Source organism: Microcystis sp. LE18-22.4A (assembly GCF_027531105.1).
In the GTDB taxonomy this organism is placed as follows: Bacteria; Cyanobacteriota; Cyanobacteriia; order Cyanobacteriales; family Microcystaceae; genus Microcystis; species Microcystis aeruginosa.
This window is the reverse complement of record NZ_JAPZRB010000566.1, coordinates 1-19,858: the sequence shown is the minus strand read 5'-3', so window position 1 is coordinate 19,858 and position 19,858 is coordinate 1. Positions and strand designations below refer to the sequence as shown.

General features: G+C 43.0%; 18 protein-coding genes and 1 pseudogene. 13 read left to right on the top strand and 6 right to left on the bottom strand.

What is annotated here, in order from left to right:
* Positions 1 to 19: 19 nt before the first annotated feature.
* The 3 genes from O9295_RS24320 to O9295_RS24310 all read left to right on the top strand — a co-directional run bounded on the left by O9295_RS24320 (position 20) and on the right by O9295_RS24310 (position 5,478).
* Positions 20 to 2,629, top strand: coding sequence for a protein kinase domain-containing protein (locus O9295_RS24320; RefSeq protein WP_288035901.1), 2,610 nt, complete (start codon positions 20 to 22; stop codon positions 2,627 to 2,629).
* Between the two features lie 685 nt (positions 2,630 to 3,314).
* Positions 3,315 to 4,049, top strand: coding sequence for a GUN4 domain-containing protein (locus tag O9295_RS24315; protein WP_125732029.1), 735 nt, complete (start codon positions 3,315 to 3,317; stop codon positions 4,047 to 4,049).
* A 409-nt stretch (positions 4,050 to 4,458) separates the two neighbouring features.
* Positions 4,459 to 5,478, top strand: coding sequence for a COP23 domain-containing protein (locus tag O9295_RS24310; protein ID WP_288035900.1), 1,020 nt, complete (start codon positions 4,459 to 4,461; stop codon positions 5,476 to 5,478).
* Positions 5,479 to 5,608: 130 nt separating this feature from the next.
* Here O9295_RS24310 and O9295_RS24305 read toward each other — a convergent pair whose 3' ends face one another.
* Positions 5,609 to 6,301: a pirin family protein gene (locus tag O9295_RS24305; protein WP_288035899.1), complete on the bottom strand. Its 693-nt coding sequence runs from the start codon at positions 6,299 to 6,301 to the stop codon at positions 5,609 to 5,611.
* A 529-nt stretch (positions 6,302 to 6,830) separates the two neighbouring features.
* Here O9295_RS24305 and O9295_RS24295 point away from each other — a divergent pair.
* From O9295_RS24295 to O9295_RS24260, 8 genes and pseudogenes are all read left to right on the top strand, one after another.
* Positions 6,831 to 7,028 (top strand): annotated as a pseudogene (locus O9295_RS24295) (hypothetical protein); the annotation flags it as partial.
* Between the two features lie 21 nt (positions 7,029 to 7,049).
* Entirely contained in the window at positions 7,050 to 7,292 is a 243-nt protein-coding gene (locus O9295_RS24290; RefSeq protein ID WP_287170528.1) for a ketoacyl-synthetase C-terminal extension domain-containing protein, read from the top strand.
* A 598-nt stretch (positions 7,293 to 7,890) separates the two neighbouring features.
* Positions 7,891 to 8,175 (top strand): zinc ribbon domain-containing protein, encoded by a 285-nt coding sequence (locus O9295_RS24285; protein WP_288035898.1) that lies wholly within the window; start codon positions 7,891 to 7,893, stop codon positions 8,173 to 8,175.
* Between the two features lie 104 nt (positions 8,176 to 8,279).
* A complete protein-coding gene (locus tag O9295_RS24280; RefSeq protein ID WP_288035897.1) occupies positions 8,280 to 9,059 on the top strand; it encodes an ABC transporter permease in 780 nt (259 codons plus the stop codon).
* 64 nt (positions 9,060 to 9,123) lie between these two features.
* Positions 9,124 to 9,588, top strand: coding sequence for a hypothetical protein (locus tag O9295_RS24275; protein WP_288035896.1), 465 nt, complete (start codon positions 9,124 to 9,126; stop codon positions 9,586 to 9,588).
* 353 nt (positions 9,589 to 9,941) lie between these two features.
* Positions 9,942 to 10,763: a phosphoadenosine phosphosulfate reductase gene (cysH, locus tag O9295_RS24270; protein ID WP_288035894.1), complete on the top strand. Its 822-nt coding sequence runs from the start codon at positions 9,942 to 9,944 to the stop codon at positions 10,761 to 10,763.
* Between the two features lie 57 nt (positions 10,764 to 10,820).
* Positions 10,821 to 11,687, top strand: coding sequence for an alpha/beta fold hydrolase (locus O9295_RS24265; RefSeq protein WP_288035892.1), 867 nt, complete (start codon positions 10,821 to 10,823; stop codon positions 11,685 to 11,687).
* A gap of 100 nt (positions 11,688 to 11,787) precedes the next feature.
* Complete coding sequence (locus O9295_RS24260; RefSeq protein WP_288035891.1) at positions 11,788 to 11,991, top strand: hypothetical protein; 204 nt, start codon at positions 11,788 to 11,790, stop codon at positions 11,989 to 11,991.
* 312 nt (positions 11,992 to 12,303) lie between these two features.
* On the opposite strand, the gene O9295_RS24255 is transcribed toward O9295_RS24260, so the two are convergent.
* Complete coding sequence (locus O9295_RS24255) at positions 12,304 to 12,534, bottom strand: hypothetical protein (protein ID WP_288035889.1); 231 nt, start codon at positions 12,532 to 12,534, stop codon at positions 12,304 to 12,306.
* A gap of 598 nt (positions 12,535 to 13,132) precedes the next feature.
* Here O9295_RS24255 and O9295_RS24250 point away from each other — a divergent pair.
* On the top strand, positions 13,133 to 13,339 hold the full coding sequence (locus O9295_RS24250) for a hypothetical protein (protein ID WP_012264701.1): 207 nt from the start codon (positions 13,133 to 13,135) through the stop codon (positions 13,337 to 13,339).
* 2 nt (positions 13,340 to 13,341) lie between these two features.
* Positions 13,342 to 13,863, top strand: a complete 522-nt coding sequence (locus tag O9295_RS24245) for a hypothetical protein (RefSeq protein WP_288035887.1) — start codon at positions 13,342 to 13,344, stop codon at positions 13,861 to 13,863.
* A 138-nt stretch (positions 13,864 to 14,001) separates the two neighbouring features.
* On the opposite strand, the gene O9295_RS24240 is transcribed toward O9295_RS24245, so the two are convergent.
* The 4 genes from O9295_RS24240 to cpcD/petH form a co-directional block, all read right to left on the bottom strand.
* Positions 14,002 to 15,873, bottom strand: coding sequence for a GTPase family protein (locus tag O9295_RS24240; protein WP_288035885.1), 1,872 nt, complete (start codon positions 15,871 to 15,873; stop codon positions 14,002 to 14,004).
* 60 nt (positions 15,874 to 15,933) lie between these two features.
* Positions 15,934 to 16,809 (bottom strand): 3'(2'),5'-bisphosphate nucleotidase CysQ family protein, encoded by an 876-nt coding sequence (locus O9295_RS24235; RefSeq protein WP_147072644.1) that lies wholly within the window; start codon positions 16,807 to 16,809, stop codon positions 15,934 to 15,936.
* Between the two features lie 378 nt (positions 16,810 to 17,187).
* Positions 17,188 to 18,030 carry a ChaN family lipoprotein gene (locus O9295_RS24230; RefSeq protein ID WP_149986999.1) on the bottom strand — a complete coding sequence of 281 codons (843 nt, stop codon included), beginning with the start codon at positions 18,028 to 18,030 and terminating at the stop codon, positions 17,188 to 17,190.
* A gap of 207 nt (positions 18,031 to 18,237) precedes the next feature.
* Positions 18,238 to 19,437: a bifunctional rod-capping linker CpcD/ferredoxin--NADP reductase PetH gene (gene cpcD/petH, locus O9295_RS24225; protein WP_288035883.1), complete on the bottom strand. Its 1,200-nt coding sequence runs from the start codon at positions 19,435 to 19,437 to the stop codon at positions 18,238 to 18,240.
* Between the last annotated feature and the right edge of the window lie 421 nt (positions 19,438 to 19,858).

Genomic DNA, 19,858 nt, shown 5'->3' with positions numbered 1-19,858 from the left:
GGGTTAAACGAATTGAGCGATGTTAGAGTTAAATCAACTCCTGGCTGGACACTATAAGGTTCTCCGTGCTTTAGGAGAAGGGGGATTAGCCAAAACCTACATTGTAGAAGACCTGCATCGTCCCGGTCATCCTCAATGTGCTGTCAAATACCTAAAACCAGCCAGCAACGATCCGGATTTTTTACCCACCGCTCGACGATTGTTTAAGGAAGAGGCGGAAAATTTGGAGGTCTTAGGGGAACACGATCAAATACCTAGATTATTAGCTTATTTTGAGGAAAACCAAGAATTTTACTTGGTGCAAGAGTTTATCGAAGGTCATACCCTCGATAAAGAACTCCCTCCCGGTGTGCGTTGGACGGAAAGCAAAATTATCGCTTTCCTGCAAGATGTGTTGCCGATTTTAGAGTTTGTTCATAGCCACAAGGTCATCCATCGAGATATCAAACCCAACAATCTGATCCGACGCGATCGAGATGATCGCTTGGTACTGATCGATTTTGGAGCAGTTAAGAAAATTCGCAATCCAGGCACATCTTTGCAAACCTCCCACTCTCCCCTGACAATTTCTATTGGAACAGAAGGCTATATGCCCACGGAGCAGGTGCGAGGCAAACCCCGTTTCAACAGCGATATCTACGCTCTGGGTATAATCGCTATCCAAGCCGCTACTGGGATGGATCCGTTAAAATTACAGGTACTCGATGATGACAAAACTGGAGAGCTGCTATGGCGTGATTACGCTAATGTTAGTGACGGATTAGCGGCCATTCTCAACAAAATGGTTAGTTATCATTTTAAAGACCGTTATCAAAGTGCTACGGAAATCATCCAGGCACTCGCAGCGCTGACCAGTCCCTCCCAGGCACCTATTTCTGAAGAAACGAATCCATCAACAGTTTCGACTCCGATTATTCGAGAAACGAAAGTTAGTAGTGAACAGTCTGGTTTAAGGGAAACGAGAGTTAGTAGTGAACAGTCTGGTTTAAGGGAAACGAGAGTTAGTGCTGAACAGTCTGGTTTAAGGGAAACGAGAGTTAGTGCTGAACAGTCTGGTTTAAGGGAAACGAGAGTCAGTGCTGAACCTCTGGCTTCACAGTCCGGTTTAAGGGAAACGAGGGTTAGTAGCGAACAGTCCAGTTTAAGGGAAACGAGGGTTAACTTAGAAGTTCAGGCATCCATTCCCTTAATACATCGCTCCTATCGACTGATAACAACCCTTAAGGAAAGCCCCTTTCGCCAAACCTACATCGCCGAAAATATCGAGCGACCCGAATGCGGGCGTTATTTGGTCAAACGCTTGCTCAAACCGACAGACAGCGCAATCGATGGGCCAACAGCACAGCGTCTTTTCGCTCAAGAAGCAGATGCGCTCAAAAAAATAGGAGAACATGACCAAATACCCCGACTTATTGATTATTTCGAGGAAGACGGAGCTTTTTATCTAATTCGAGAATATGTAACTGGTCATCCTTTGACCGAGGAACTTCCGCCCCATCATTTTTGGACTGAAACCGAGGTAATCGCTCTATTGCGAGAAGTTTTGACGATCCTACAATTTATCCACAGTCAAGAAGTCATTCACCTCGATATCAAACCCGATAACCTCATTCGGCGACAGCAGGACAATCATTTAGTTTTAGTGGATTTTGGTGCGGTTAAAAAGTTTCCAGGGGTTGCCGAGGATAATGTCGAGTCAGTCAATTCCAACGGTTCCCCGGGGACATCGGGATATATGTCAACGGAACAAGCTCGCGGCAAACCGCGCCCGAGTAGCGATATTTATGCTTTGGGTGCGATCGCAATTCAAGCTTTAACTGGAATCGATCCCAAAAATTTGCCTGACGATCCCGAAACGGGGGAAATTAGCTGGCAACAAAGGGTTAGGATCGGTGCGGGGTTAGAGGCTATTCTCACCAAGATGGTGCGTTACCACTTTAAAGATCGCTATAAAACGGCAACAGAAGCAATGCAGGCTCTCGATGAATTAGTCCCCACTGCTCCAGCTACCACGACCGAGCCAGCTACCAACAAGGCAGCAAAACCCCCAGTTCCTATACCGCGTCCCCTCCGGCAGTTTCTGACCATCGGAGTGGGAGCGCTCTTGACCCTAGTAGCGATCGCTATGGCTAGAAGTTGGTTTCTTTATGCGAAATCGCCAGAATTTTATTATCAGCAATTAGAAAAATCTCTAGAACAAAAAGATTGGAAAAAAGCCGATGAACTAACCTATAAACTAATGCTCAGAATCGCCGGACCAGAATCGGAGCGGCAAGGACGATTTAACCTAGAAGAATGGCGAGAATTTGACTGTGATGATTTTAAAAAAATTGACGCTCTTTGGCATCGAGCCAGTGACGGCCACCTCGGCTTCAGGGTTCAGTATAATATTTTCTTCGATCGGGTCAAAAAAGATGGGAAGCTCTTCTATAAGACTATCCGATGGAGAAACCCACAGGGGGAGGTTACAGTAGAATGGAAATACGATCCGCAGACTAAAAGGGTTGCATATCTGCGAGGGAAAGAGCCACTGTTTACCGATCCGCCTCGAGGCCATTTACCCGCTATTCTAGAATGGAAAGACGGCCAGGAGCATCGATTTGACGTACGCGCTCGATGTCAACTTTAGCCATGTTTTCGCTGGTTTTTGGCTGATGCTTAAGACCATGGCTATCAGGTATTCATGAATTTATTTCAATACTTCTCGGATAACGTCATTCGCGCGTTCACAATGAGACTGAAACCCTTATGATCCCGTAGGCGAGAAGCCCTAAAAAATCCTTAACCGAGAGGTATTGGAATTTATTTAACAAAAACAGACTCTACCTATTAGGGGTAATCTTGATAGCATTTGTTTGTCAGTTAGCCTAGAGACTTTGAGCAAATTCTCGTATTTTTCCAATTACAATTATAAAAGAAAAATTAAGAAAATAACGTTTCTATTGCTTGGGAATGTATAATGAGAGGCTATATTTCCTATTGTTTGTATCCCTAGCAATTCAGGTTAGGATATTGCCAATGGCAACAAGCCGAGAATAGCAATAACAGGCTGATGTGCGGGATGCTGACGGCCGACAGCTTAAAGCTATAGGAGATAATTACTAAACTGTGATTCTTAGTAAATTTAGTCTAATCAGTTAATAATTTTTTACACAAAAAAACCCATAAATACTTGACAGTTTTGTTTTATTTCTTCTAGAATCCTTATCAGGGATACTAAGTTAGTTAAGACAACTAAACATTTTTGAATTTTGGAGAATAAATATTTATTCTCTGAGGGGACTTAATAGCCGATTAAATAGGAGTTCATAATAATGAAACATAACTATCAATTTGTCCTCATGGGGTTACTGGTCAGCAACTTGGGGTTTTTCGTTCAAGATATTATTCTACCTCCAGCAAGGTTGGCCGCCGAGCCGCCTCCAACGGGAACGACAACCACACCGACCGTTACTCCAACCCCAGGGATGACTACACCGACCATTACTCCAACCCCAGGGATGACTACACCGACTGTTACTCCTTCCGTGGGAACCCCAGCATCTGAAGAAACGAAACTTTATAAGGAATTAGAAGATGCTCTGATCCGTCAAGATTGGAGAAAGGCTGATGCGGCCACCTTTCAATTATTATTAGCAATAGTCGGACCACAATCCAAGCAGCAAGGGCGCTTTGTTTTAGAAGAGTGGCGACAAAAACTCAGTTCAGATAAAGATGCCTTCTGCAAAAAAGTTGTCGATATCGATGCCCTCTGGAGTAGCAAAAGTGGTGGACAACTGGGTTTCAAAGTTCAGAAAGACATTTTTGAAGAAGTGGGAAAAAATGCCAGTAAGTTTTATGAAACAATCCAATGGAGACTGCCTGGACAAGATATAGTAAAAGTGGAATGGCGTTACGAACAACTGGAAGGTAAAACTAAATATATTGCTGGCTTAGAACCAATTTTTACCAAATCGCCAACTCCACCTCGAGGCCATTTACCCGCGATGTTAGAGTGGGAAGATGGTAGGGAGCATCGATTCCAAATGATTTATATCTGTGGACTGTAAAACGGTTCAACCCCTGGCTGCAAGCGATATAATCATGGTTAAGGCAACGTTCATCATCGCTTTGTGAATGAATACCAGGGGGCAGTAGGCTAGATGAGAACCTTGATATAGCAATTTTCTTGATTACGAGGCACAAAATTGTCCCTAGACGAGTCTGAGTACAATAGTCAGTAGCCTAAAAAATGAGAAACACTATATTACTAAACTTTAAGGGTTCAAGGGTATCTAAACTGCTTTAGCTACTTTTATCTGTCTTGAGTTTGGCATTTAAGCAAATAAATCAAAAAAAATCTAATTTTTATTTGCTTAGGTTGATACTGTTTGTGTATCTTGTATGAAAAATATAGGGGATTCAGTGATAAAAATTTTCGGATATTAATTAAATACTTGAAGTGAGGAATAAGTAATCATGAATAAATCTTGTTTTTTATTAGCGGCAGGTTTTACCGTATTACAAGAGTTAATCTATTTTCAGACTGGATTTGCTCAACCAGAAAATGTTATCGAGGGAAATAAATCAGAATTTAATGGAATCGTGATCGAGAAAAATCGGTCAGAGGCTAGTGGGAGCGTGATCGAGGGCAATAAATCAGAAGATACTGGAGTTGTGATCGCTAAAAATAATGAAGATACTACTGGAGTGGTCATCGCCAAAAATACCACGTCTGCTGGTGGTGGTCAAAAACCCGTCAAATCTCCTGTTGCTCAACAAACTATTATTAGAAAAACTACAACAACGACCGGTACTCGTTCTAGTCGTAGACAAATCGCAAGAGAGACTGGTCGGTCTAGTGTGAAAGAACCTCGAATTAAACCCGTCGTTTCGACAACTATCGTTCAAAAAACTGTTGTCAAACCCCAGTCAAAACCAATTGTTACCCTCGTTGCTTCCAGCACTATTCCCAGACGGCCAACTTCCACACCTGCCCGGATAGCAGAACCGACTCCCAAACCGGTAGTTACCCTAGAACCAACCCCGATCAAGACACCAATAACCGAACCAACGCCCGCTCAACAACTTCCCAAAAATTTGCAGAAAGCTAACTTTCTCTGTATTCAAGAAAACAATCAACCCACAACAGTAATTGAACTCAACCAACAGAAGAAACTTCCCGTCATTCTTTGGGAGTCTGAAGAATTTAAAGAGATTGGTTATGATCCACAAAAACGCTGTGAATTGGTAAGTAAGCGATTAGCGGCCTACAGCAAAGATAGTAAATTCAATTATTTAACTACGGGGAAAATTGATGGCAATCCCGTTATTTGCTTTACCGCTCAAGTCAACGGGGAGTGCGTCAAAGGAACTCCTGAAAGAGACGGTATTTTAATTACTCTATCCAAGGGAACAAATCCCGATGAAACCTTAGAAACTTTAGTCGCTCTTTTAGAAACTCAAAATTCAACTATGCGATCGCCACTACAACAATAGTTAATGAAATCGTCCCCGTCGGCTAGGTTCTGATTGACCTGATATTGGAGAAGGTTAGCCCGTTGTCCGGGCAAATAACCCTGTACCCGTGTGAGCAAATGCGTCCGCCTTTCCCCCGTTAATCAGTCGGCTACCCTAGGTCAAAAAGCAAAATTTCCGAGTTTTCTAGGGATTGAATGGTTAAACCGGTTTCGTCGCTGATGGCGGCTCCATCCCCTGCTTGTAAATTCACGCCATTCACGGTTATTTGACCTCTAGCCACCTGTAACCAGCCATAACGACTGGGGGCTAAGGAATGGGTGAGGGACTGGCCTAGGGGCAAAATTCCTGCGTATAGATTAACGTCTTGATGGACTTTAACCGCATTACCGGCACCGGTGGGAGAGGCGATTAATTGTAAGGTATGGGGAGAAAATTCGATCGCTTTTTGTTCATAACTGGGTTCTAGGTCTTTTTTGTCGGGAATAATCCAGATTTGCAGGAGATGGAGGGGATTAGTGGCAGAATGATTAAATTCACTGTGTTTTATCCCTGTTCCTGCGCTCATGCGTTGAATTTCACCGTGTCGAATCACGGAACCCGTGCCGAGACTATCTTTGTGTTCTAGTTCTCCCTCCAAAACATAGGTTAAAATCTCCCTATCGTGGTGTCCGTGGGTGTGAAATCCTTTTCCCCCAATCACTTTATCCTCATTAATAACTCTTAGACTCCTAAAATTAATCTGTTGGGGATCATAATATTGGGCAAAAGAAAAAGTATGATAGGTATCCAACCAACCATAGTTAGCGTGGCCTCTTTCCTCAGCTTTGCGTATAGTAATCATCAGTTTTCCTCTTTTTTATCTCTATATTCCTAGTATATAAAATATTGCCAAAAATGATCAGTAGGCACTTAAAATTCAGATAGTTACCTTACCTTCTTTTTTAGCCCAAAAAGCCTCCTACTGGGGGCTTAGGAAGAATGTAGTTACTTCTTAGAGTAGAGCAAATTATGTCGAGAATTGGCAAATATAGCTCGATTTTTGTTGAAGCTGTACTGCATTTAAATTGCGTATTGAATATTTTAGTACAAATGCTCAACCTCCTTCTCCCTACTCCCTTCTCCCCTCTCCCCGGCAGTCTTAACGAGTAATTTAGATAGTCAACAGCTTATTATTGCGGTAAAAACGCCTAACTATAGCATTTGGGCAGGTTACTTCATAATTTGCATTTCAGCTTGCTTGATCAAGATTTCAGGTCAAACTTAAGCCAAATCTCGCCAATCTATCCCTAAATCTTGTAACTTCTGAGCCATCTTTTCTGCTACTTCTTCAGGGGTGGGAACAAGTTTACCTTCAGGGGTAAAAAAGCGTAATTGGCTGTCATGAACACCTAAAAATAATTCTAACTGAATTTACGGGGGATACTATAGCTTATTTTGAAGTCCATGGTACGGGAAAGGCCGTCGGTGATGCAACCGAATTAGAAGTCTTATCTCATGTTCATCCAGATACGGTAAATAAGGCCGTTATTGGTTTAATTAAAGCGAATATTGGCCATACTAAGGCGGCAGGGATAGCAGGGTTAATTAAAGTGACTATGGCGGTTCATCGTCAAATTTTACCACTGGTGACGGGATGCGATCGCCATCAGGCTCAGTTAACCGAAGACAAGGCTAGGTTACAGGTATTAAAAGAGGGGCAAATTTGGCCAAATTCCTTACCTTTACGGACAGGAGTGAGTGCCATGGGTTTTGGGGGCATTAATAGTCATATTATCCTAGAGAGATTAAGTCAGATTCGTCGTCACACTTTAACGCAACAGGAACAAAAATGAATCCATCCAAGATGCAGAGTTATTCCTATTGAGTGCAAATCGTCAAGAAGACTTACAAGCACAGGTTAATCGGTTATTAAATATTGTTCCACTTTTGGGAAATTTTGCTAAAATATGAAAAGCGGTAAAGCGCGCAAGGTATTAGGGGGACTGACCTCCCGATCCTTTGTATCTCAGAACAAATATCGCCCTCGGCCCAAAGACAAAATTCAGTTCCTTCCGCCGCCTGGCAGTCGGTGGACGTTAAGTTAAAATGCTGGTGGATTCGGTCTGACGGGGGCATAATTTTCGGATTGTGTCTAGTTAAGAGGAGTAGAAGCAGCAATCTCCCGTTACAGCCGTAGGCTGGGTGAGAGTGTCAACACCTAATCATACCCAAAACCTCAAACATCAAAAATTGATATTCCTAACCCATAAACGAAACTGTCGAGGAGAAAATTACCTACACACAGCCAGCAAAAGAGTAATAGATTGGTGTATTATTCATCAAAGAGGGACGTTAATAATTGGGCATAATGAGCGGATGAAACAATCTCTTAATCTAGGAAAAAGGAATCATCAACAATTGGTCAATGTTCCTCATTATAGATGAAGAGAAATGTTAACCTATAAAGCTCAATTAAAAGGAATAAAAGTCATAATAGCTGAAGAATCCTCTACCTCAAAATCGAGTAATTTAGATAGGGATGATTTACCTAAAAAATACGGTGAAGAAAAACCATTATTTAAGGGAAAAAGGTTAGCTAGGGGACTTGATAAAATGGGAACAAATCAATTGTTAAATGCCGATGTCAATGGGGCATTTAACATCATTAGAAAAGTAATTCCTGATGTCGTTGACCAGGGAAGAAAGGGTTTGCCGTTTAACCCGCTCCGTGCTTGAACCACTACGAATGACTAAGCTTTCAGGCTTTTAAGTAAGTTTGAGTAAGTTTAGTTGAGCGGTAATCTCAAAAGGAAAAACAGATATTATTTTGATGAAAGGCTATGGGTATCAGCATCTTGAGAATCTGGGCGATCGCAGCTAACAGTTTTCGCGAGGTTATCCGCGATCGCATTCTTTACTTGATCGGGTTTTTTGCCTTGTTGATGGCCTTCGCTTGGCGTTTATTACCAGAAATTGCGGTGGGAACCCATCAGAAAATCTTTCTTGACTTGGGATTAGCCGCTATCGGGTTATTAGGGGTAATTGTTGCGGTTTTTGTGGGTACAGGGCTAATTAATAAGGAAATTGACAAGAGAACTATTTTAGTTTTGATTCCTAAACCCCTGAGTCGGGCCGAATTTATCCTCGGTAAACACTTGGGTTTGTCCGGGGTTTTAGCGGTGATGTTGGGGGTAATGTTGGTGATTTACCTGCTGATGTTGTCGGGGATGAAAGTATCTTTTCAAGCTTTACCCCTGATTGTCTCGGTTTTCTATCTCGGTTTGGAATTAATTCTCATCGCGGCCGTGGCGATCGCTTTTGGGGTATTTACCAGTTCGATTTTAGCCACGTTAATGACTTTTGGGGTCTATCTAATGGGTCACATCAGCAAAGATCTGATCCAATTGGGTATAATCAGCAAAAATGCCAATATCCTCGCTATCACTAAAAATATTTATCTAATTCTCCCAGATTTAGAGAGATTGAATTTTAGAAACGAGGCCGTTTATGGTTTGCTGCCTAGTGCTGATGTCTTAATCGCTAATGCCCTCTACAGTCTCGTTTATACTGGTCTATTATTGGGTATCTCCATCCTTATCTTTTCACGACGACAATTTTAACTGGGGTTGCCGAGTCAAGGAATGAATGTCATCGCCATCGATTAGTTTATAGACATGATTAGCCATGAAATTAAAGGCACAACTGCATATTTTAAGTCGAGACGCCGTCAATTACGGACTGGCCCCCGTAGTCATGGAAGAAGCGGTTAATCCCGTCCTCGCCGCTATGGCCAGACAGTTAAAACATTTACAATACTATGTGGTGCAGAATAGCCAGGGTGATTGGTTACTAACCACCTTAGCCCATCGGCGGCAGCCGCAACAGGAGAAAAGGGTAATCTATGCCTTTGCTACGGAAAAAATGGCCATATCTGCTCAAAATACCCCCAATTCACCCCTATCAACGCTCCTGATTCCCGTAACCCATCTTTTATTCCAATTATTTGCCCTAGAAAAAGTAGATAGTATTATTTTTCTGGAAAATGCACACACCGCTCAAACGGGAAAAGAAATCACCCGGACCCAATTAAAGGCCAATATTGAAAAACAACTGCAAAAACTAGCGGTAATCCCTCCCCATCTTGCTTAACCTAGTGTAACCAGAGAGATTTTTGAGAAAGGAGGGTGTCGCTAGTGTGGGCCACACTTCACCCCATCAGATATAGTAGAAGTACAGTATATAGATTTTCAACAATACGGTCGTCAGGATGAATACAAAAACCCCCAACTACTAGACCGCCAGTGTCAGGATGATAAAATGGCCTTCGATTGTCAAGCTGTATCCCTAACAATGGAGCAGTTAAACTAGGAGCCGTCGGAGGCGAAAGTCTCACCCACGTTTCTCAAGGGGAGGAGATGGAGGTAACTCTATGCTCAAACCCTAATGGATAGATTGGAATCTATCAGTATCCGCCGCTACTAATAACTTAAATCTTAGCCAGAATGCCAGATTTACACTTGCTTAATTCTCATCCACAGGCCCTAGAAACTGCCTTCATCCCCACTGCCGACCGGTCTTTTTCCTCCCCTCTATCCCTCGACCTGGAGAGAATTAATCAACGTTTTGACTTCGCTAACGCCGCGGAAATCGTCGCTTGGGCCGCGGCCACCTTTGGGGAAGGTTTGGTGATGAGTACCAGTTTCGGCATTCAGGCGGCGGTAATGTTGCACCTCGTCACCGCAATTATCCCCGATATTCCCGTCATTTGGATCGATACCGGCTATCTTCCCCCAGAAACCTATCAATTTGCCGAAGACTTAAGCCAACGCCTCCATTTAAACCTGAAAGTTTATCAATCTCCCCTCAGTCCCGCCCGCATGGAAGCAATCCACGGTAAATTGTGGTCAAATAACGATCTCGACTCCCTCAATCTCTACGACAAAATCCGCAAAGTGGAGCCGATGCAACGGGCCCTGAAGGAATTAAAGGCCACCGCTTGGTTAGCGGGTTTGCGTCGCGACCAAACCGACCACCGCAAAACTCTCCAATGGGTCAATCCACAGGGCGAACGTTACAAAATATTACCGATCCTTGACTGGAATGCCAAAACCATATACCAGTATCTGACTAAATACGATCTTCCCTACCATCCCTATTTTGATCTGGGTTATGTCTCCGTCGGCGATTGGCACTCCAGTCGGCCTTTAACCGCCGATGATAGCAACGAACGAGACACCCGTTTCAAGGGTTTAAAACAAGAATGCGGTCTTCATTTGCCCTTAACCCCCGGAGAAGCACAAAGTCTCGACGCAAGCTCCCTATAACTGCCGGGGTGGGAAAATTGCCGGTGCGATCGGTTCCTAGACGTTAGACAATGGTTAATGATTATTAATCCCCCATTAACCATGGCTATTTTAGAAAGTTTTCTCGAAGTCGGCCCTCTCAAGTGGTTCTATCGACAGGTTAACCCCGCTCAACAACCGGACACAACCCCCGTGATCCTACTCCATGGTTTACCCGCCCATGGCTATATTTGGCGGGAATTGTTAACCAGTTTAGAAGAATATAACATTAATGCTATTGCCCCCGATTGGATCGGTTCCGGTTTATCCGCTAAACCCAATGCCAGAGAATTCGCCTATACACCTAGCGCTTTTTGTCAAGCTTTGGCCGATTTTATTCAAGCTCTCCAATTGCCGAAAATCTCCCTCATTGTCCAGGGTTTTTTAGCCTCCGTCGGTTTACAATACGCCCTAGAAAATCCCGATAAAATTGATCGCTTGATCATCTTAAATACTCCCCTCTCCAGGGATGTCAAATTACCCTGGATAATGAAACAATGGGGGCTACCTTTCCTCGGAGATATGGCAACTCAAGATCCCTTATTAGTCGATCGTACTTTAGAAACTGGTAGCGGTTTTGTGATTAGTGATGCAGCTCTGGCTATTTTCCGTCAACCTTATCTAAAAACTTCGGCAGTGGGTCGCGCTTTACTGGCCACGATTCGCAATTTAAACCTATCGAAAACTATGGCAGAAATTGAGACAGGTTTAGAGAACTTTGAAAAACCTATCCTTTTTGTCTGGGGAATGGCCGATCCTTGGTTATCTTCTGTCACTGTTGAAAAATTAGCTACTAAATCAGGAGTGGAATTAATCCCCCTCGCGGAAGCAAAACACTATCCCCAAGAACATTGGTCAAAAGAAATTAGTCCCCAGATTATTAATTTTCTCGGACGCAAAACCTAAAACCCCGATACTTTCTGGGAATTGATAGCAAAATCTCCCTAGAAAGTATTGATCAAGTTATCCTTAGTATATCACTGTAGTTCTGCACTGGCCACCCCCTATGGAAATACCAGCTTTAGGAAGGATAAATATAACAAATAATCCCCCAGATATTAATAATTTAACCGATTGGGAGCGAGTTAAATCGATGGGTGATCTAGAAATCGAGGCTAATGCTTTGTCAGATCACGATGCGCTCCCTTTTGATGATGATTGGGAAAATGCGGCGATTATTCCTGCTTACAATAAATTAACATCTCAATAATTGCTAAAACTGATAATTGTCTCAGGGTTACTTGTTATGAAAGTTTAATAGACTGTTGTTCAAGAAAATAGTGATAAATTTTTTTGTTAGCTCAAAACAATAAGCAGGTAATCATTTGATAGTAATCATTCCACATTACCCTCAAATCGAATTACTTAATATTGATGGTTCTTCGGTTTGTCTTATGCAACGTACAGGGTTATAAGGAATGAAACTCTTATAGAGAAAGACATTTGGCGATTTTTGTTAATTGTTTTCGATCTAGAGCGAACTAATCAATTAAATCTCTTGCCAGATAAGGATTTAGTCGATTTATGCCCCCCGATCGAACCATACTAAGTAACGAAGAACCATATTGATTATTTGAACCATATTTTCAAGTCTATGTATATAGACCTGATGATATCTCCATGCTTCTAAAATACTTTGTAATAATTCATCTTTTGAAAAACAACCAGAATCAGCTACATCTTCAATTTGTCTGATTAGATCATCTTCTAACTCCAATTCTAGCATACTCACTTGTTTAGTTGTGTCTGCCATACTTTTATCTATCTAAAAGTTGATGGAACTATCATACCATAGGAACTCAGCACTGTGGTATCTATTGAACCCCACATTACACCCACATTACACCCATTGCTATGCCTTGCATATATGTATATATAATACCACCTACTAAATACCCTATTATACCCCCTATTGTACCTAAGCATGAATAAAACCTAAGATTATTTTGGTTAAAATTTGCGAAAAATAGCCTTTTAATAACAAATAAGTCAATAAGTTGATGGTATTTGACCTATTGCACCCATTGAGTACCGTCAGGACTCGTTTATGTTGATTTGACATAGTTGACATATCTGGTGTGATTGCTTGACATATCCAGTGTAATAGTTGGTTGACATATCTGGTGTAATTAGGGTAAGATAGGATACTGTAGTTAGGATGCTAAGTTTCTAAAGGCAGACTATTATGGACATCTATGAGAAAGGACGATGACAACCCTTAAATCAGACTGTAGGGTCAATTCATGAATTGACCCTACTATAGCCCTCAATGGTAAAAATGGCTCTTCTCGACCTTAGTGATCAGTTATCAGTGAATCGATACAATCCATTCACTAAATTAACAAAAAAAAATGGCTACCAGACAATTTCGAGTAAATCTTAGTCAAAAGGACTCTGAATATCTTAAAGAAATAGCTAAGGAGCTAGGCTTAACAGAGTCTGAAGTCATTCGTAAAGGATTAAAACTCATGGCTTTATATGCTAAAACTGAGACGGAAGAAGATACTCAATTAATACTGCAAAAAGGTAATGAACAGAGACCACTACTAATTGTTTAGTTATGACCAGTGATTCAAAAAATGAGACAGGGGAAGTTAACAAGCCAAAAGACCTCAGCGCTTCTTTGGCTCTTCCAACTCAAGGGAACTCTGTGCATCATCTTCTAAAGAAGAATCCGGATGCTTATCGTTTAGACAATGAAGTATCTGCATTTGGTAAACCAGCTACAGCTATATCACCCTCAGATCAAAGACATAATTTTAATACTAAAGTAGCTGGTTCCTTAGCAAAGTGGCTTTGGTTGGGATTGTTAGCCACTGCTGGTTTACAAATTCTTTCTATTTGTCTCATTTCTTTTGCTTCTCTTGGAATTTTTAATTTAAATATAAATTTGAAAGCTATCGAAGAACAAGAAGTACAAAGTAGAGTGGATAAAGCGGCAACCCTAATTAATGATTCTTCTAAGACAATTTATACTTTTTTAGGGCCAATAGCTACAGCAGTCACCGCCTTTTATTTTAGTGGTTTGGGTAGTTCGTCGAAAACTAACGATGAAAACTCTGAAAATGAAAAAAATGAATAGAACTTTCAAAAAAACACGAAAAAATCTCTCCCATTGGTAATTTTAGTACAAGGGACAGAAATCTCAACCCCAGAAACCTCTCCTCCCCACTCTCCTATACTTTTGAAGTGGAAGAAAGTTTTAGCTTAATTAATCTGATTAGAGGCCTGTTTTTGTCGTTTCTAAATACCCCTGATAACTTGACCGGAACTGTTCGATCGATAAGTCCTTTGTCCAATATTCTACCAGAGCATGACCCCAGGCCCAAGCTTCCTTGTCAGCAGTGCTAGAATTTTCTAATAGTATTGGCCAAAGTGCCAATAAATCAAAACTTTTATTCTCTGGATTCAAGAGAGAAGAAAGCTCGTATGCCATCTGTAATTTACCGATCGCTACTGGTAATTGTTCCACAGGAATTTGTTCAGCTAAAAGATAGGCTAAAGTTGGTCTTCCCGTGGCTAAAGTGGAGATAAAACCTAGAATAGGACTTTTTAATAGGGCCGTTAAACCTTGCCCCGTGGCCATCTGTAAAGTATAGCGATCGATTATTTTCGCCGCTGCCAGGGTTCGAGTTTCTAAATCCGCTAAAAAACGGGCTAAACGCAACTGTTTGGCGGGCGAAATTGCCCCCAGTAAAGCGATTGATAACTCCTCATCCCCCCAAGCTTCTCTATCCGGCTGTTGACTGACCATCGGCAAAATGCGATCGCAGAGATTCTCGAATAATTCCGCCCGATACTGCAAGCATTCGCGGATATTGACTTCTTTGGGACTTTCTCCCGTCAGCCAATTATAGGGGGGTTGCCACTCTCGCACCGGACGCAGGCGATCGACTTGAGAAACACAGACTATAACTGGTAAATTGTCAATAGTTTGTTGCAAATCTTTAAGAAAAGCCTCATCCATGGCCAGGGCGGGATCGAGGGCGGGAGTTACCAGAATCAATAAATCGGCGTTTTCGGCATAATTGAGAACCTTTTGCCGATAATCAGCCCGATTTGCCTGTTCATAGCCCGGGGTATCCCAGAGGATTAACTCGTCTCCTTCTGGGGTTTGCCAATGGTAGGATTGGATGGCATCGGTACTGGGCAATAGATCCACTTGGGCTAAATCGGCCCGAAAGAGAGTATTGATTAAACTGCTTTTGCCGGCCCCGGTGCGTCCAACCAGCAGAATATTAACCGGTTGGCGATCGATTTCCGTGATCGGTTCAGCTTGGGCGAGAATTTCCTTGAGAGTAGTGGTGGCGATTTTGGTCTTGGTGGGGAGAGTTGGGGCGAGATTGCCGCCACTGTAGAGTAACACCGCTTGGCGAGAGAGGTTTCTTAGGGCATTTTCCCGCAAAACTTGCCCTAAATTGACTAATAATTGCTGATCCGCTCGATCGCTGTACTTTTGACTAGCAACTTTAGCCACAGCCGCAGCGGGATTGATCACCCATTGCGCCCAATTCCAGACCTGCCAAAGTTTCTGGGCCGAGGGTTGCAATTTTTGATAAACTTCGTAGGCCTGATAGGCTTGGCCGATGGTGATTTGATTCAGGGCTGGGGAAAGATTCTGCATCCAGCGATCGCTATCATCCACGGTTCCCCGAATTAAACCGTAGGCCTGGGGAATGTAAATATTTAATAAGGGGTACTTGACATCGGGGTAATATATATGGGCGATGGCACTGACCAAATCCTGACAGCGTTGCCAAAAAGTCGCCCAATCTTCCCAAACCGGGCGATCATTGCGGGCCTCGACGATAATCCTCTCGATAATTTCCTCGACATTGCCCCCGGAATCACCCTCAGGAGGGGTTAATTCTGCCTTAATTTCCCCGATGGCGGCTTCAATTTCCCCGACTGCTGGGCGCGTCCATTTGACCAACAGGAAGCGCCAAGCCACAAAAATCAGGGTAAAAACTGCCCAAATCCAATTCAAACCCCATTGATTGATCTGGACACTGGCGGCCACGATCAGAAAGATGACCACGGCGGCGATCGGAACTGCTAAAATCAACCCTTGCCAAGTTTTTAACCGTAACATTGCTCGATCTGGTTTTTTTCCATTCTACCGATCTCTGATTCTCGGTTAGGGGGGCAGAAATTAGGCAGTGGCATCAATTTGGGCGAGGATTGCCGTGGACAACTGACAAAGTTGTTGATGACAAGGACCATTACTAGCCATGATCCCCCCCCATTGCCGCACATCACCGCGATTATAGCGCACGGGTTGACCGTCAAAATAGGAGAATTTGCCGCCTGCTTCCGTTAAAATCAACTCCGGAGCGGCAAAATCCCAGTCTTTAGCCGCCGATTTCCCCGATAGGGAGATATAAACATCGGATTTTTGTTCGAGGATTGTGGCAATTTTACAGCCCACACTAGCCACATAATTTTTACCGAAGAAGGGTATTTGGCTTAATAAATTATCAAAACGTTGGTCGCGATGGGTACGACTAACCACCAGATAGAGATCGGTAATTTTATCTTTATTGGCAACTTTTACCTGTGTAATATTTCCGTCGCTAGTTTCTAGAAAAGTGCCTTTTCCTTTTTGGGCAAAATAGAGTTTTTCTTGATCAGGTAGGGCAACCACGGCGATGATCGGTCTTCCCTGATAACATAAGGCGATATGTAGGGCATATTCTCCCGTTTTGTTGATAAAATCGCGGGTTCCGTCCAAAGGATCGATAATCCATACCCAATCTTTCGGGATAGCTTCATTACCCTGGTGGGTTTCCTCGCTTAGATAACCAAAGTCGATATCAGAAAAGTTTGTTTGTAATTCCCCTAAAATATAGTTATTTGCCGCTAAATCCGCCGCCGTCACTGGTCCGCCTTTTTTCTTCTTGTTGACGGCTAAATCCTGTTCACCGCGGTGGTAGGATTGGAGAATTTTAGCACCACCCCAACCGACGGCACGAGTCACAGCTAAAATGCGATCGAGTGTTTCGGTATCTTGATAGATTAAATTAATCATAAAATAACATCAGTTTTTCAGACTTATTATCTACTAAATTAACCGTGAAATTAAAAGACTGGCTTCTTATAGCGTTTCCCAATCTCATGAGGTACACCAAAATCTTAACTCCTGAATCCCGAATCCTGACTCCTGAATCCCGAATCCTGACTCCCGAATCCTGACTCCTGACGACCGGCTCCTGACTCCTCAAAACCTAAGACTCTGTACCTCACAACTATGGGAATTGCTATATACCATTTTTCTCAAGTAATGACAGAGATGGTTAATTGCCCTCACCCCCCCGATGTCGGGGGGGTTGGGGGGGTAAGATACCTGCCAAGAATAAAGAAAAATGGTATTAGCTTACCATCCCTTGCTTCCTAACTCCTGACTGGCTTAATTTTGCTCTTGCCAAAAATAATCGGCGGGTTTTTTGGTTTCTGCTGGTGATGATTGAGGCGCGTCTCCCAAGAAAACCGAGCGCTGGATGACGCGATCGCCTAATCTTCTTTGGACTCGACTGGGAATACCGTAACCGTAGGCAATATGACCTTTTCCTGCTAGGACGATGATCTGATAGTCGGGATGAGCTTGCCAGAATTTAGCGATCGCATCGGCCATGGTTTCATCCCAGAGGACCTGTGCCAGAAAAAAGCGATCGAATCCCTGACTTTTGCCCCCCGTGTGTTGCTGATAAACGGCTAAGATCTGTTGACGGTACTCCTCGTTATCCTGGTTTATTTCGCTTTTAGGGGGGATGTAGGTCATTTCTGAGGTGGAGAGGCTTTCTAAGCCCTCCCGTGCCACTTTTCTAGTGATTTCCGTGGGTGTATTTAGGGCGATCGCTGGTAGTTTTTTTGCCTTGGCCAAGCGCAGGATCGGGGCGTAAAATTCCCAATCAAATCCCCAACGTTGGTCGTATTCACTTTTTTCTCTCAACTGATTTTCGCTAATTTTGCCGGCTAAATACTGATCCAAATAGATTTGGTAAGGACGTTGAAACATCTCGAAAGCGATCGCTATTTGGGGATTATTGGCCTGTAAATACTCGATAATAGCTAATTGGGCCTGATGGTCGGCTTGACTATCGTGCCTTTCTCCCAGATAAATAATCTCGGCTGTTTTTAAATCTGCCAGAATTTGTTTTTGGCTATTAGTAAAACTCCAGGCCCGGGGCAGCAAAATAAACAGTAAGCAGAGGGCAAGGAAAACAGGAAAAAAGCGTCGAGAGAATTTCATCTTTTTATACTAAATCCGTTGAGTATAGGCTACTTGTGAGGACAGGCAAAAGGTAAGAGGCACTCATGCAAAAGAGGGAATAGATAATCAGTTTTTAATAACTAGATTTAGTATTAAAAGCCTTTTAAGAAACTGATCTTAACCGAAGCCAAGACAAAAAGGGTGAGCAATGCCCACCCGAAAAAATTTTCAGAGAACCTTTTTGGTTTAGTAGGTTTCTACGTGCCAGCGATGTTCTTTTTTCAGTTGTTTCTGATAGACAGACCAATCAGCACCATTTTTAGCGGCGGCACCACTGATAGCATCGTCGATACCATCTTCCATCCCTTTCAGTCCGCACATATAAGCGTGGGTTTTGGGACTTTGGAGTAGATTCCAGATTTCGTCAGCGTGTTCGGCTACCCGGTGTTGAATATACATTCTACCGCCCTGGGGATTTTGCTGTTCCCGGCTGATGGCATAGGTGAGACGGAAGTTATCGGGGAATTCCGCCGCAATTTTCTCTAATTCTTCTTGGTAGAGAATATTGGCCGTTTTGGGAACTCCGAAAATCAACCAAGCTAGACCTTTGAATTTATAATCTTCGTGTTGTTCCTTGAACATCCGCCAGAGGAAAGCTCGGAAAGGAGCGATTCCGGTCCCAGTGGCCATCATAATGATAGTGGCATCTTCATCACCCGGTAGCAGCATTTCCTTACCCACCGGACCAGTAATAGCCACATCGGCACCCACCTCTACATTACAAAGATGGGTGGAACAAACTCCATAAACGGTTTCCTTGGTTTCTGGATGTTGGTATTCTAACTGACGCACGCAGAGGGATACGGTTTTATCGTCTAATTTATCACCATGACGGGTGGAGGCGATCGAATAGAGTCTCAATTTATGAGGTTTGCCATTAGCATCGGTCCCCGGGGGGATAATACCGATACTTTGGCCTTCTAAATAGCGTAAATCGCCCCCAGAAAGGTCAAAGGTGACGTGTTGTACGATACCGATACCCCCCTCATCAACGAGAGCATAATTCTCGATACATTTGCCGATAAAGGGTTGATTCGGACGGTAGATGTTGACGGGGATATCTGTTTTTTCTTTCGCTTGGGTCATGGCCTTTTTCTGGGTCTGTTCGGTGACGGGCGATGATTGAGCGATTGGCTGTGGTGTGGAGGCACTAGAAACAGTTGCTACGGGGGCAATCCCATTGAAGGGTTTGATGCTGACGATACGACCACCTAAACGGGTAATCCGACGCATTTCTTGATTCATGCGACTGTAGGGAACCGTGAAAAACACGCTTCCACTCTGACGGATTGAATAATCCAAGCTGTCAGTATTGTCGTTTTGATTGAGACCCGCCACTTCGTAAACAAATAAACGGTTTCCCGCTAGTGTACTCGGACTGTACATTAAATATAACTCCCAACTCAAGTCACGATAATCGTTCCATAGTTTAGCCTACCATCGGTACACTACACCTAGGCCTAATTGAGAGTTATCTTAAAAAAACCACAGACATCGCTTTTATCTTTTCCTTAAGGATAGGTCAACTCTCTCGTTAAAATCTGTTACATTTGCAGCATTTTTACTTTTTATTAAGATTTCTGCTACTTTTCCCTATTTGTGCTAAAAATCCCCCTGGTTTGCCTGATCACGGCAAGAGCGGGGGACAGATATTAGCGATAATTATTTTTTGACATCCTCGCCGCCCTAAAAGTGCGGCGATTCCTAAACCTCACGATTTAAGTTTCTGCTTCCACCACCGTCGCATACCACAGTTAAAAAACCATGTACTGTCTTACACAGAGTCCACAGACTTTCGCCCCATTTC

Coding starts and splice junctions, on each gene's coding strand:
- cpcD/petH (WP_288035883.1), bottom strand. CDS start 19,437: ATGTACAGTCCGAGTACACTAGCGGGAAACCGTTTATTTGTTTACGAA.
- O9295_RS24230 (WP_149986999.1), bottom strand. CDS start 18,030: ATGAAATTCTCTCGACGCTTTTTTCCTGTTTTCCTTGCCCTCTGCTTA.
- O9295_RS24245 (WP_288035887.1), top strand. CDS start 13,342: ATGACCAGTGATTCAAAAAATGAGACAGGGGAAGTTAACAAGCCAAAA.
- O9295_RS24305 (WP_288035899.1), bottom strand. CDS start 6,301: ATGATTACTATACGCAAAGCTGAGGAAAGAGGCCACGCTAACTATGGT.
- O9295_RS24260 (WP_288035891.1), top strand. CDS start 11,788: ATGGAAATACCAGCTTTAGGAAGGATAAATATAACAAATAATCCCCCA.
- O9295_RS24250 (WP_012264701.1), top strand. CDS start 13,133: ATGGCTACCAGACAATTTCGAGTAAATCTTAGTCAAAAGGACTCTGAA.
- O9295_RS24265 (WP_288035892.1), top strand. CDS start 10,821: ATGATTATTAATCCCCCATTAACCATGGCTATTTTAGAAAGTTTTCTC.
- O9295_RS24235 (WP_147072644.1), bottom strand. CDS start 16,809: ATGATTAATTTAATCTATCAAGATACCGAAACACTCGATCGCATTTTA.
- O9295_RS24275 (WP_288035896.1), top strand. CDS start 9,124: ATGAAATTAAAGGCACAACTGCATATTTTAAGTCGAGACGCCGTCAAT.
- O9295_RS24240 (WP_288035885.1), bottom strand. CDS start 15,873: ATGTTACGGTTAAAAACTTGGCAAGGGTTGATTTTAGCAGTTCCGATC.
- O9295_RS24310 (WP_288035900.1), top strand. CDS start 4,459: ATGAATAAATCTTGTTTTTTATTAGCGGCAGGTTTTACCGTATTACAA.
- O9295_RS24285 (WP_288035898.1), top strand. CDS start 7,891: ATGTTAACCTATAAAGCTCAATTAAAAGGAATAAAAGTCATAATAGCT.
- O9295_RS24255 (WP_288035889.1), bottom strand. CDS start 12,534: ATGGCAGACACAACTAAACAAGTGAGTATGCTAGAATTGGAGTTAGAA.
- O9295_RS24320 (WP_288035901.1), top strand. CDS start 20: ATGTTAGAGTTAAATCAACTCCTGGCTGGACACTATAAGGTTCTCCGT.
- O9295_RS24315 (WP_125732029.1), top strand. CDS start 3,315: ATGAAACATAACTATCAATTTGTCCTCATGGGGTTACTGGTCAGCAAC.
- cysH (WP_288035894.1), top strand. CDS start 9,942: ATGCCAGATTTACACTTGCTTAATTCTCATCCACAGGCCCTAGAAACT.
- O9295_RS24280 (WP_288035897.1), top strand. CDS start 8,280: ATGGGTATCAGCATCTTGAGAATCTGGGCGATCGCAGCTAACAGTTTT.